Source organism: Noviherbaspirillum sp. (assembly GCF_035944575.1).
Lineage (GTDB): Bacteria > Pseudomonadota > Gammaproteobacteria > Burkholderiales > Burkholderiaceae_D > Noviherbaspirillum.
In genome coordinates, this window is sequence record NZ_DASZBA010000024.1 from 1 (window position 1) to 12213 (window position 12213).

General features: G+C 61.3%; 12 protein-coding genes. All 12 read right to left on the minus strand.

All coding sequences use genetic code 11. The features are described 5' to 3' along the window. Nucleotides 1-151 precede the first annotated feature (151 nt). Nucleotides 152-1438 (minus strand): adenosylmethionine--8-amino-7-oxononanoate transaminase, encoded by a 1287-nt coding sequence (gene bioA / locus VGU61_RS01375; RefSeq protein ID WP_326857301.1) that lies wholly within the window; start codon nt 1436-1438, stop codon nt 152-154. Between the two features lie 81 nt (nt 1439-1519). Continuing rightward, nucleotides 1520-1939: an endonuclease domain-containing protein gene (locus VGU61_RS22600; protein WP_414691577.1), complete on the minus strand. Its 420-nt coding sequence runs from the start codon at nt 1937-1939 to the stop codon at nt 1520-1522. 150 nt (nt 1940-2089) lie between these two features. Beyond that, nucleotides 2090-2875, minus strand: coding sequence for an enoyl-CoA hydratase/isomerase family protein (locus VGU61_RS01385; RefSeq protein ID WP_326857303.1), 786 nt, complete (start codon nt 2873-2875; stop codon nt 2090-2092). Nucleotides 2876-2877: 2 nt separating this feature from the next. After that, nucleotides 2878-4485, minus strand: coding sequence for a carboxyl transferase domain-containing protein (locus VGU61_RS01390; protein WP_326857304.1), 1608 nt, complete (start codon nt 4483-4485; stop codon nt 2878-2880). After that, nucleotides 4485-4880, minus strand: coding sequence for a YchJ family protein (locus VGU61_RS01395; protein ID WP_326857305.1), 396 nt, complete (start codon nt 4878-4880; stop codon nt 4485-4487). Before VGU61_RS01395 ends, VGU61_RS01390 begins: the two co-directional genes overlap by 1 nt. Nucleotides 4881-5047: 167 nt before the next feature. Next, nucleotides 5048-5449, minus strand: a complete 402-nt coding sequence (locus tag VGU61_RS01400; protein ID WP_326857306.1) for a rhodanese-like domain-containing protein — start codon at nt 5447-5449, stop codon at nt 5048-5050. 11 nt (nt 5450-5460) lie between these two features. Continuing rightward, nucleotides 5461-6591, minus strand: a complete 1131-nt coding sequence (locus tag VGU61_RS01405; RefSeq protein WP_326857307.1) for an acyl-CoA dehydrogenase family protein — start codon at nt 6589-6591, stop codon at nt 5461-5463. Between the two features lie 18 nt (nt 6592-6609). Next, nucleotides 6610-7278 carry an SDR family oxidoreductase gene (locus VGU61_RS01410; RefSeq protein ID WP_326857308.1) on the minus strand — a complete coding sequence of 223 codons (669 nt, stop codon included), beginning with the start codon at nt 7276-7278 and terminating at the stop codon, nt 6610-6612. A gap of 382 nt (nt 7279-7660) precedes the next feature. Continuing rightward, nucleotides 7661-8842 carry an acetyl-CoA C-acetyltransferase gene (locus tag VGU61_RS01415; RefSeq protein ID WP_326857309.1) on the minus strand — a complete coding sequence of 394 codons (1182 nt, stop codon included), beginning with the start codon at nt 8840-8842 and terminating at the stop codon, nt 7661-7663. Between the two features lie 40 nt (nt 8843-8882). Beyond that, complete coding sequence (aceK, locus tag VGU61_RS01420) at nt 8883-10676, minus strand: bifunctional isocitrate dehydrogenase kinase/phosphatase (protein WP_414691578.1); 1794 nt, start codon at nt 10674-10676, stop codon at nt 8883-8885. Nucleotides 10677-10678: 2 nt separating this feature from the next. Further along, complete coding sequence (locus tag VGU61_RS01425) at nt 10679-11608, minus strand: pyridoxal-phosphate dependent enzyme (RefSeq protein WP_326857311.1); 930 nt, start codon at nt 11606-11608, stop codon at nt 10679-10681. A gap of 10 nt (nt 11609-11618) precedes the next feature. Continuing rightward, a complete protein-coding gene (locus VGU61_RS01430) occupies nt 11619-12050 on the minus strand; it encodes a PaaI family thioesterase (protein WP_326857312.1) in 432 nt (143 codons plus the stop codon). Between the last annotated feature and the right edge of the window lie 163 nt (nt 12051-12213).

The window sequence follows — 12213 nt, forward strand, 5'->3', positions numbered from 1 at the left end:
AGATAATCGTTGCTGGCGAATGCCAGCATCGGGCGGCCGTCCATGTCGACATGCGGTCCGCATGCGGAGCTGACGATCCGCCTGCGGCGGCGCAGGCTGCGTTCGTCGAGCTGCCGCAGTTCTTCTTCCAGACGGTCGATCAGCAACATGCTCATGCTCCGACCACCTGTTCAAACACCGCTTTCGTGCGCCCGGCCAGCAGGTCGATCTCTTCATCGCCGAGGATGTACGGCGGCATGAGATAAACAGTGCGGCCGATCGGGCGCAGCAGCAATTCCTGATCGAGTGCGGCGGTGAAAAAGCGGCGGGCGAAAGTCGCCGCCTTCGACGCATCATCGATCACCGCATCGAATGCCCAGATCATGCCGCGCTGGCGGAAATGGCGCACGTGCGGATGGCCGGCGAGCGGCGCGAGTGCCTGTGTCAGCCGCTCCGCGCGCACACGGTTGCGCGCCAGCACGTCGTCTTCCTCGAAGATCGACAAGGTCGCCAGCGCAGCACGGCAGGCGAGCGGATTGCCGGTGTAGGAATGCGAATGCAGGAAGCCGCGCCGCGTGTCCGTATCGTAGAACGCCTGGTAGATCGTACCGCGGGTCATTACCAGCGACAGCGGCAGGTAACCGCCGCTGATGCCCTTCGACAGGCAGAGGAAATCGGGCCACACGGTACCATTTTGATGCGTGGCCTGTTCGCAGGCAAAGAAGGTGCCGGTGCGGCCGCAGCCGACGGCGATTTCATCGGCGATCAGATGCACCTCGTAGCGGTCACACAAGGCGCGCACCTCCGAGAGGTAGGCCGGATCATGCATCGCCATGCCTGCGGCGCACTGCACCAGCGGTTCGACGATGACGGCGGCGATGCGGCCGGCGCGTTCCTGCAGCAGGGTTTCCAATGCGCCTGCCGCCCGGCGTGCGACGTCGGCGGCGGATTCGCCGTCACGCGCATCGCGGGCATCGGGCGTCGCCACGACATGCGCACGCTGCAGCATCGGGCCGTAGGCGTCACGAAACAGTTGCACATCGGTGACGGCGAGCGCGCCGACGGTTTCGCCGTGATAGCTGTTTTGCAGGCAGATGAATTCCTGCTTGCCGGCCTGACCGCTGTTGCGCCAGAAATGAAAGCTCATCTTCAGCGCGATTTCCACCGCCGACGCGCCGTCGGAGGCGTAGAAGCAGTGGCCGAGCACGTGGTTGGTACGGGCGGCGAGCTGCTCGGACAGCGCCACGACGGGTTCGTGAGTGAAGCCGGCCAGCATCGCATGCTCCAGCATGTCGAGCTGGTCTTTCAGTGCCGCATTGATGCGCGCATTGGCGTGGCCGAAAAGGTTGACCCACCAGGAACTGATGGCGTCGAGATACCGCTTGCCGTCGGTATCGAACAACCATGCGCCGCGCGCGTGGCTGACCGGTACCAGCGGCATGGTTTCGTGATGCTGCATCTGGGTACAGGGATGCCAGACGCTGCGCAGGCTGCGGCTGACGAGATTGGTATTTGCTGCTGTGTTCAATATTGCTCCAAATCAGATTATCTTCTGCCTGGCTCCGTTCTTCTCATAAGAAGAACGGAGCGTGATGGTCAAGGCATTGTTGATGATTGCCAATACGCCATCGAAATTCTGCGATACATCGTTGTTCCAGAAACGGAGAACCTGCCAGCCTTGCGTTTGCATGAATGCGGTTCTGTTTTCATCGTATTGAATCCGCTCCTGATGCTGTCCGCCGTCGAGTTCGATAACGAGCATTTTCTCGATGCAGGCGAAGTCGGCGATGTAGGGGTGGATGGGGTGCTGGCGGCGGAAGCGGTGTCCGTGCAATTGCTTGCTGCGTAACGCGTTCCATAAGCGTTGTTCGGCCAGTGTCAGGTTTGTGCGTAGCGTTCGGGCGTGGTTTTTGGATTGCGGTTTTACGCGTAGTCGTTGATTCAAGCTCACTACCCCCATCCTAACCTTCCCCCTGTGAGGGGGAAGGAACTTGATCTTAGTTGCATAACCGACTCGGGTGAGCCAAGCTCCGCAAGGTCCCTTCCCCCTTGTAGGGGGAAGGTTAGGATGGGGTGTGAAGGTCGAGCCATAAACTACTAAAGCACCAGCCTACCCCACCCACCCCGGCTTCCTCTTCTCCAGAAACGACCGCACCCCTTCCTTCCCCTCCTCCGAACTCCGTATCTCCGCAATCCGCTCTGCCGTCTCGGCAATCAATGCTTCGCTCACCTCGCGTCCGGCCACGTCCCGCACCAGCCGCTTGGCCTCCCTCACTGCATTCGGACTATTCGCCACCAGCGCCGTCACGATGCCGTCGACAGCGGCATCCAGCCCCTCCGCAGCGACTACCTCATGCACGAATCCGATCCGCCGCGCCTCCTGCGCCGAAAACCGTTCCGCCGTCAAGAAATATCGCCGCGCCGCGTTCTCGCCCATGGCCTTGATGACGTAGGGCGAGATTGTCGCAGGAATCAAACCGAGTTTGACTTCGCTGAGGCAAAAATTTGCCGTCTCGATGGCAACAGTGATATCGCATGCGGCTGCCAGGCCCATGCCGCCGGCGTAACAATCGCCCTGCACCTTCGCCACCACCGGCTTCGGGCAGGTGTAAATGGTGCGCAGCATTTCGGCCAGTTGCGCCGCATCCGCGCGATTTTCATCGTGCGTATAGCCGGCCATTTTCTTCATCCAGTTGAGATCCGCCCCGGCGCAGAACGCAACACCGTTGGCTGCCAGCACGACCGCGCGCACGTCGGCGTCGGCGCCCAGTTCGCGGAATGCCTGCGTGATCTCGGCGATCATGATTTCGTTGAATGCATTGCGCATGTCGGGACGGTTCAGCGTTACCACGGCAACGCGGTCGTTCCTGCGCAGGTTGAGAGTTTGATAGTCCATGATCACATCCTGAATATGCCGAATTTCGTGTCAGGGATAGGCGCATTCAGCGCCGCGCTCAAGCCGAGTCCCAGCACCATGCGGGTATCCGCCGGATCGATGACGCCGTCATCCCACAGGCGCGCCGTCGCATAGTAAGGATGGCCCTGGTGCTCGTACTGCGCGCGAATCGGCGCCTTGAATGCCTCTTCCTCTTCCTTGCTCCATGCGCCGCCCTTGCCTTCGATGCCGTCGCGCTTGACGGTCGCCAGCACGCTCGCCGCCTGGTCGCCGCCCATCACCGAGATGCGCGCGTTCGGCCACATCCACAGCATGCGCGGAGAGAACGCGCGGCCGCACATGCCGTAATTGCCGGCGCCGAAACTGCCGCCGATGATGACGGTGAATTTCGGAACGGCCGCCGTCGATACCGCCGTTACCATCTTCGCGCCGTTGCGCGCAATCCCCTCGTTCTCGTACTTGCGGCCGACCATGAAGCCGGTGATGTTCTGCAGGAACACCAGCGGTATCTTGCGTTGGCAGCACAGCTCGATGAAGTGCGTACCCTTCAGCGCGGATTCCGAAAACAGGATGCCGTTGTTGGCGATGATGCCGACCGGCATGCCAAGGATGTGGGCGAAGCCGCAGACCAGCGTGGTGCCGTAGCGTGCCTTGAATTCATCGAACTCGCTGCCGTCGACGATGCGGGCGATGACTTCCCGCACATCGAAGGGCTTGCGGGTGTCGGTCGGGATCACGCCGTACAGCTCATGGGTGTCGTACTTCGGCGCAACCGGCTCGCGCAGCACGAGCTGCGACGGCTTCCTGCGGTTCAGGTTGCCGACGATCTTGCGCGCCAGCGACAGCGCATGCATGTCGTTCTGCGCGAGATGATCCACCACGCCCGACAGGCGCGTGTGCACATCGCCGCCGCCGAGGTCTTCGGCGCTGACTACCTCGCCGGTGGCCGCCTTCACCAGCGGCGGGCCGCCGAGAAAGATGGTGCCCTGCTCCTTGACGATGATGGACTCGTCGCTCATCGCCGGCACATACGCGCCGCCGGCGGTGCAGGAGCCCATCACCACCGCGATCTGCGGAATGCCCTTTGCCGACAGGTTGGCCTGGTTGTAAAAGATGCGGCCGAAGTGGTCGCGGTCGGGAAACACATCGTCCTGGTTCGGCAGGTTGGCGCCGCCGGAATCGACGAGATAGATGCAGGGAAGATTGTTATGGTCGGCGATTTCCTGGGCGCGCAGGTGCTTCTTCACCGTGACCGGATAATAGGTGCCGCCCTTCACGGTGGCGTCGTTGCAGACGATCACGCATTCCTGTCCGTCGACGCGACCGATGCCGGTGATGATGCCGGCGGATGGCGCGGCGTTGTCATACATGTCGTAGGCCGCCATCTGCGACAACTCCAGGAACGGCGTGCCCGGATCGAGCAGCATCTGTACCCTGTCGCGGGGCAGCAGCTTGCCGCGGGCGGTGTGCTTCTTTCGTGCGTCCTCGCCGCCGCCAAGGGCGATCTTCTCCACCTTGGCCTTGAGGTCATCGACCAGCGCCTGCATCGCGGCGGCATTGTTCTTGAAGTCCTCGCTGCGCGGATTCAATTTTGTTTCAAGTATGGTCATTATTTATTTTTCTCCGGAAAACTACCGTCCACGTAAAACCATCGTCCTTCTTCCCGTACAAAGTTGCTGATCTCATGCAGGCGGTGCGCACGCCCCGCCACTTTGTAACGCGCCACGAATTCCACTGTTGCCTTGTCGCCGGCGGCGATGTGCTTGCGCACCTCCAGGCCGAGCCACTTTGTGCCGTCATCCTGCGCAATGCTGTCGTGCGGTCTCGTGCTCGCATGCCATGTCGATTTCAGATAAGGCTCGTTGTGCTGCGTGTATGCGGTGTAGCGCGATCGCATCAGCTCCTCGGCGGTGCCCGGCAGCTGGTTGCGCTCGATGAAGCGGGCGCAGCAGGTGTCGTAGATTTTGCCGCCGCAGGGGCAGGGAATGGATTTGGGTTGTGTCATTGGGGTCGTGAAAAATACCGCCGGCTGGCTCCTTCCCCCTTGTAGGGGGAAGGTTGGGATGGAGGTGTGAAGGTCGAACGACCGCATACTTTTGCCCGACCGCACTACCCCCATCCTAGCCTTCCCCCTGGCAGGGGGAAGGGACCGGCCGGAGGTTGGGAAAATATTCAGCTCTTCGGTTTATTTTCCTTCACCCCCACCGCTCCACCAGCCTCCTTCCATGCCTTGAACCCGCCCTCGATATGCGCCACATTCTCCAACCCCATGTCCTGCACCGTCTTCGTCGTCAACGCGCTGCGCCATCCCGCCGCGCAAAAGAAGATGAATTCCTTCTTCTCGCCAAACACCGGCTTGAAATACGGCGAGTCCGGATCGACCCAGAATTCGATCATCCCGCGCGGTGCAGGAAACGCGCCGGGAATCACGCCTTCCCGCTCCAGCTCGCGCACATCGCGCACGTCGACGAACTGCACATTCGGATCGCCGAGCTTCGCCTTGGCTTCTTCCACGCTGTAGGTTTTTACCTCCGCCATCGCTTCGCCGACCAGGTCCTTGTAGCCTTTTTTCATGATGTCTCCATTCACGCCAATGCGCGGCTGATCAGAATCTTCTGGATATCGCTCGTGCCTTCGTAAATTTGGCATACCCGCACATCGCGGTAGATGCGCTCCACCGGGAAATCGCTGACATAGCCGTAGCCGCCATGGATCTGGATCGCATCGGAACAGACGCGTTCCGCCATCTCGCTGGCGAACAGCTTGGCCATCGCCGCTTCCTTCAGGCATGGCTTGCCGGCATCCTTCATGCTGGCGGCATGCAGGATCAGCTGCCGCGCGGCTTCGATCTGCGTCGCCATGTCGGCGAGCTTGAACTGCACCGCCTGGTGCTCGAAAATCGGCTTGCCAAAACTGGTGCGCTCCTTCGCATATGCCAGCGCGGCTTCGAATGCGGCGCGCGCCATGCCGACCGACTGCGAAGCGATGCCGATACGGCCGCCTTCCAGGCCGGACAGCGCGATCTTGTAGCCTTGCCCTTCTTCGCCGATCAGGTTGCGCGCCGGAATGCGGCAGTTCTCTAACAGGATCTGCGCGGTATCGGACGAATGCTGGCCGAGTTTTTCTTCCAGCCGGGCGACGATGTAGCCGGGCGTGTTCGTCGGCACCCAGAATGCGCTGATGCCTTTCTTGCCGGCTTCCTTATCGGTCACCGCCATCACGATCGCGACATCCGCATGCTTGCCGCTGGTGATGAACTGCTTCACGCCGTTCAGCACATAGTGGTCCCCGTCAAGTACCGCGGTGGTACGGAGCGCGGAGGCATCGCTGCCGACATGTGGCTCGGTGAGACAGAAGGCGCCGAGCATGTCGCCGCGCGCCAGGGGTGTGAGCCATTGCTCCTTCTGCGCATCGTTCGCCACCGACATAGCGATGCTGCACACCGGGCAGTTGTTGACAGAGATGACGGTGGACGTTCCGCCGTCGCCGGCTGCGATCTCTTCCAGCACCAGCGCGAGCGATACATAGTCAAGGCCGGCGCCGCCGTATTCTTCCGGCACCGCCACGCCGAAGGCGCCGAGCGCAGCCAGCCCCTTCAATTCTTCCTTCGGAAAATGATGCTCCTTGTCCCAGCGTGCGGCGTTGGGCGCGAGCCGTTCCTGCGCAAAGCTGCGCATCGCGTCGCGGATCATTTCATGCTGTTCGGATAGCACCATGTATGTTTTCCTTGTTGGCTACCACGCCAGCTTTTTGCCGGTGTAGTCGCAAAATGTTCCGGTGTCTGCACTGCGCAGCCCGGCAATCACCTTCAGCAGGCCGCCGACGCTTTGCTCCACGTCGATGGAGGCATTCTCGCCACCCATGTCGGTGCGCACCCAGCCCGGGTGCAGCAGCGCGAAGGTCGTTTTCGGATAATCGGCGACGGCGGATTTGACGGCCATGTTCAGCGCCGCCTTCGATGCGCGGTACAGCCAGCCATAGCTGGAAGTCGCATCGTCGATGCTGCCCATGATGCTGCTGATGAAGGCGAACTTTCCCTGTGCCGCTTCCACCATCGGTGCGATGACCGGTATCGCCTGCATCGCACCAAGCACGTTGGTGTGCATCACCTGATCGAAGTCCTGCACGGTCGGCGGCGTCGTTGCGCCGCTGCGCGGGCCGAAGACGCCGGCCACGTAGATGGCGAGATCGAACTTTTCGCCGTCGAGCTGCCAGCCGAGTCCGGCAAGCGATTCGGGCTTGGCGACGTCGAGTTTGAACGCCTGCGCACCTTGTGCCTGCAATGCGGCGAGCGCCGTGTCGTCGCGGACGGTGGCGAAGACGTTCCAGTTGGCGGCGATGAGCTGGCGGACGGCTTCCTGGCCGATGCCGCGGGAAGCGCCGATGATGAGTGCGGTGGGCATGGGTTTTTAGTCTAGGTTCAAACCTGTTTATGTCCTTAAATTTACCTTGAACAGGTCCCCTCCCCCTCGTAGGGGAAGGGTTAGGGTGGGGGTGTGAAGGCTGAGTGACTGCATGCGATTGCCCGACCTCACTACCCCCATCCCAACCTTCCCCCTGAAAGGAGGAAGGAGCCGGTTCGCTTACAACCTTTCCACGTCGCCTCTGGCAGGCGGCTCCGATTCGCGCGGCACAAAGCAGTGCTTTGTAAAACCCCGCGCTCAGCCACGTCGCCGCTTGCAAGCGGCTCCGATTCAGCCGGCGCAACGCATGCGTTGCGAAACCCCGGCTTCATCCCTGCAAGGGAGAGGGAACCTTGCCGTTGACGATTTAAAGAATGATCACTTACACCATCTCGATCGCCATCGCCGTCCCTTCACCGCCGCCGATGCACAACGCCGCCACGCCCATCTTCCCGCCGGTCTTCTGCAGCGCGCCGATCAGCGTGACGATGATGCGGGCACCCGACGCACCGATCGGATGGCCCAGCGCGCAGGCGCCGCCATGGATATTGATCTTGTTGTGCGGGATGCCATGTTCCTTCATCGCCGCCATCGGCACGGCTGCAAAGGCTTCGTTGATCTCGAACAGGTCGACATCCTTGGTGGTCAGGTTCAGCTTCTTGTACAGCTTCTCGATCGCGCCCACCGGCGCGGTGGTGAACCAGTTCGGTTCCTGCGAATGCGTCGCATGACCGAGCACCCGGGCGATCGGCTTGCAGCCGAGCTTTTTCGCGGTCGATTCGCGCATCAGCACCAGCGCGGCGGCGCCGTCGTTGATCGACGACGAGGATGCGGCGGTGATGGTGCCGTCCTTCTTGAACGCCGGCTTGAGCGACGGGATCTTGTCGAGCTTCGCCTTCAGCGGGCCTTCATCCTTGTCGATGACCACCTCGCCACCCTTGGCCGCTACCGTCACCGGCGCGATTTCCCATTTGAAGGAGCCGTCGTTGGTCGCTGCCTGCGCGCGCTTGACCGATTCGATCGCATACGCATCCTGCTCTTCGCGGGTGAACTGGTATTTGGCAGCGCATTCCTCGGCGAAGGTGCCCATCGAGCGGCCCTTCTCATACGCATCTTCCAGGCCGTCGAGCATCATGTGGTCGTACATCATGCCGTGGCCGATGCGGTAGCCGCCGCGCGCTTTCGGGATCAGGTAAGGCGCATTGGTCATCGATTCCATGCCGCCCGCCACCACCACATCGTTGGTGCCGACCACCAGCGAGTCGTAGCCGAACATGGCCGCCTTCATCGCCGATCCGCACATCTTCGACATCGTCACCGCGCCGGCGGATACCGGGATGCCGGCCTTGATCGCCGCCTGGCGCGCAGGCGCCTGGCCCTGACCCGCCATCAGGCAGTTGCCGAACAGGACTTCGTTCACATGGCTCGGTTCAAGGTTGGCGCGCTCCACCGCGGCGCGGATGGCGACCGCGCCGAGGTCGGCGGCACTGAGATTGGAGAAATCGCCTTGGAAGGCACCCATGGGAGTACGGGCTGCGCCGACGATGACAACAGGATCGCTCATGATGTTTCCTCTGTATTTAAAAGTGCTGTTCTAAAAGTGATCAGGCAGCTTGCACCGCCGGGAGTTGGGGTTTGTAACTGAAACGCAATTCCTGCGGATACGGATAGACATCTTCCACGTGGCCATCGAGAATGCGCTGCTTGGCGTCCCGCCAGTATTTCGCGGTGAGCAGATCGCCGTGATGCTTCATGAAATACTTGCGTACCTGCGGATTGCCGAGCAGGAAGGTGCCGAACTGTTCCGGAAACACATCGTTCTTGGCAATCGGATACCAGGGCTCGCTCGACATTTCATCCTCCTCGTTGCGCGGCGTCGGAATATCGCGGAAATTGCAGTCGGTGATGTATTCGATTTCGTCGTAATCGTAAAACACGACCCGGCCGTGCTTGGTGACGCCGAAGTTTTTATACAGCATGTCGCCCGGGAAGATGTTGACGCCGACCAGTTCCTTGATCGCATTGCCGTATTCGACGATACCGTGCTCGACGGCCGCATGATCGCCGCGCTTCTCCGCTTCCGTCAGCCAGATATTCAGCGGCACCATGCGGCGCTCGATGTACAGGTGCTTGATGATGATTTCATCTCCCTCCTCCTCGACGAGCGACGGTGCGACTTCCTTGAATTCGGCCAGCAGTTCCTCGGAAAAGCGCGACCGGGGAAAGGCGACGTTCGAATATTCGAGCGTATCGGCCATGCGGCCCACGCGATCGTGGTTTTTCACCAGCAGGTATTTTTCCTTGACGATCGCGCGCGTGGTGTCTTTCGGCGGCGGGAAATAATCCTTGATCGCCTTGAACACATACGGGAAGGAAGGCAGCGCGAACACCACCATCACCAGGCCGCGGATGCCGGGCGCGACTTCGAAGCAGTCGGACGAATAGCGCAGGTGGTGCAGGAAGTCGCGGTAAAACGCCGCCTTGCCGAGCTTCTGCAGGCCAAGGATGGTGTAGATCTCGCTGCGCGGCTTGTTCGGCAGCAGCGAGCGCAGGAAATGCACATAGGCCGACGGCACCTCCATGTCCACCATGAAGTAGGCGCGGGTGAACGAAAACAGTACTGTGATGAGCGTCGGGTCGAACAGCACCGTGTCGAGCACCAGTTCGCCCTTGCGGTTGTACAGGATGGGTACGACAAATGGATAAATACGGTTGCCGTTGATGCCCTTACCCACCACGTAGGCACCCTTGTTGCGGTAGAACAGGCTGGCCAGGACCTGGATCTGGTGATTGGGCTCCATCAGCAGGTCGCCGCCGAACATCGCCCGCATGCGCGCCTCGACGAAGCCGACATCGCGATCAAGGTCGGCGAAGGTGCCGTTGAGCTGGAAGTTGGTGATGATGCGCTTGAGCGTGAAGCGCAAGCCATCCTTGGCCGGATAGTAGACGCGGTAGGTCGGCGCGGCTTCTTCCGGCTCGATGTATTCGGTGGAGACCGCCGGGCGCACGAAAATGAAATCGTTATGGAAGTAGGTGCGGTGCAGGATGTTGCAGCAGACCGAATTGAAGAAGGTTTCCGCCAGCTCCGGCTGCTTGTGGTTGATCAGCAGGCCGATGTAATGCAGCTTCACTTCGCGCCACACTTCGTCGCTCAGCTCCGCCTGATCGTATTCGTCCTCCAGCGTCTGCACGGATTCCTGCACCCGCGTGTCATAGAAAGCGATCCGGTCGCGTGCTTCCTTTTGCGCGGTTTTCCAGTCGCGCTGCTCGAAATACCGCTTGGCGTCGCGGCTGGCTTCACGGAACAGCCGGTAGTGCTTGTCGAAGCCGTCGAGGATGGTGCGGGCGATATCGAACGCGATCTGCGAACTGAGGAGTTTGGGAAAGGCGGGGCGCATGGTCATTTGATTTGAGTGTTCCAGACCGCCAGTTTATCCAAATCCACGCCGATGCCTCCGCATACCACGATCAGCGGTTTCTTGAACGCCGACAACACCGGCATTTCGCTGCCGGCGACCGCCAATGCGGCGCCACAGGCCGGTTCCACCAGGGTGCGCATATCATTTGCGAATTGCAGGCAGGCATCAACCGCCTGTCGGTCGGTGACGGTCACGCTGTGCACCGGATGACGGCGCGTCCATTCAAATGCCGTCTGCGCCACCCGCTTGGCAGCAAGGGTCGATGCGATCGACGTGATCGCATCCAGTGTCACCCGCTGCCCCGCCTGCACGGAAGCATGCAACGACGCTGCACCTTCGGTTTCCACGGCAATGACCGGGACATGCGCGAGATCGTTTCGATGCAATCCCTGCAACACGCCGCACAGCAATCCGCCGCCGCCGACGGAGCAGATTACGACGTCGAACCCGGTGCGCATCGCCCGGCTTTGTGCAGCGGCCTCGTCGATCAGCGTGGCATTGCCGTCCCAGATATCCGGATGATCGAAGGGCGGCACATACACCGAACCGGACGGCATGCTCAGGCGCAGCGCTTCTTCGTTGGCTTCGTCCCAAACCTCGCCGTACACGATGACTTCGGCGTCGATATCGCGGATCGTTTGGCGTACCGATTCGTGGGTGGATTGCGGCACCACGATGGTGGTGCGCACACCCATCGATGCACCGGCGACAGCGGCGGCGAAGCCGGCGTTGCCGCCCGACGGACAGACGAGATGGCTGGCTCCATGCTCGACTGCGCGCTGGCACATCGCACCGATGCCGCGCAGCTTGAAGGAGCCGGACGGTTGCAGATTGTCCATCTTGAGCAGCACCTGCTTGCCGAGCCGCGCCGACAGCGGGCGATGCAGAAGCAGAGGTGTTTCGATATGCATGAATAATCCTTTATTGACGCGGCAGGATCGCCATGGTGCCGATCAGCTTGCTGACCAGGGCCCTCCTGCCATCGCTGACCGCATGCACTTCCGATTCGACGATGCTGAACTTGCTGCCGGGCTTCAGCACCTGCGCCCGGCACCACAGCGACTCGCCCTTGCCGGCGCGCAGAAGATGCATCTTGAATTCGACCGTAAGAACGGTGTCTTCCCCGCCGGCGAGCGTCATGGCCGCGCAGCCGCCGGTATGGTCGGCCATCGTCGTCTGCACGCCGGCGTGAACGATGCCGGTATGCTGCAGGTGGCGCGGCGCCACCTCAAGCACCGATTCTGCCCAACCCGGTCCACAGTCGATCAGACGCATGCCAATGTCGCCGATGAAGGCCGCCCGGAGGAAGCATTGTTCGACAGCCTGCCGATAGTTGGGATTGGGTGTTTGCATGGGTTTATGCTGCCTGGGTAATCACCGGCTTGCTCCTTCCCCTTTAAGGGTAAGGGTGGGAGGGGGCGGCCCGTGTAGGGGTGATTCGCTTACAACCTTTCCACGTCGCCGCTCATAGGCGGCTCCGATTCAGCCGGCGCAACGCAGTGCGTTGCGAAACCCC

Coding starts and splice junctions, on each gene's coding strand:
- bioA (WP_326857301.1), bottom strand. CDS start 1,438: ATGCAGCATCACGAAACCATGCCGCTGGTACCGGTCAGCCACGCGCGC.
- VGU61_RS22600 (WP_414691577.1), bottom strand. CDS start 1,939: ATGGGGGTAGTGAGCTTGAATCAACGACTACGCGTAAAACCGCAATCC.
- VGU61_RS01385 (WP_326857303.1), bottom strand. CDS start 2,875: ATGGACTATCAAACTCTCAACCTGCGCAGGAACGACCGCGTTGCCGTG.
- VGU61_RS01390 (WP_326857304.1), bottom strand. CDS start 4,485: ATGACCATACTTGAAACAAAATTGAATCCGCGCAGCGAGGACTTCAAG.
- VGU61_RS01395 (WP_326857305.1), bottom strand. CDS start 4,880: ATGACACAACCCAAATCCATTCCCTGCCCCTGCGGCGGCAAAATCTAC.
- VGU61_RS01400 (WP_326857306.1), bottom strand. CDS start 5,449: ATGAAAAAAGGCTACAAGGACCTGGTCGGCGAAGCGATGGCGGAGGTA.
- VGU61_RS01405 (WP_326857307.1), bottom strand. CDS start 6,591: ATGGTGCTATCCGAACAGCATGAAATGATCCGCGACGCGATGCGCAGC.
- VGU61_RS01410 (WP_326857308.1), bottom strand. CDS start 7,278: ATGCCCACCGCACTCATCATCGGCGCTTCCCGCGGCATCGGCCAGGAA.
- VGU61_RS01415 (WP_326857309.1), bottom strand. CDS start 8,842: ATGAGCGATCCTGTTGTCATCGTCGGCGCAGCCCGTACTCCCATGGGT.
- aceK (WP_414691578.1), bottom strand. CDS start 10,676: ATGCGCCCCGCCTTTCCCAAACTCCTCAGTTCGCAGATCGCGTTCGAT.
- VGU61_RS01425 (WP_326857311.1), bottom strand. CDS start 11,608: ATGCATATCGAAACACCTCTGCTTCTGCATCGCCCGCTGTCGGCGCGG.
- VGU61_RS01430 (WP_326857312.1), bottom strand. CDS start 12,050: ATGCAAACACCCAATCCCAACTATCGGCAGGCTGTCGAACAATGCTTC.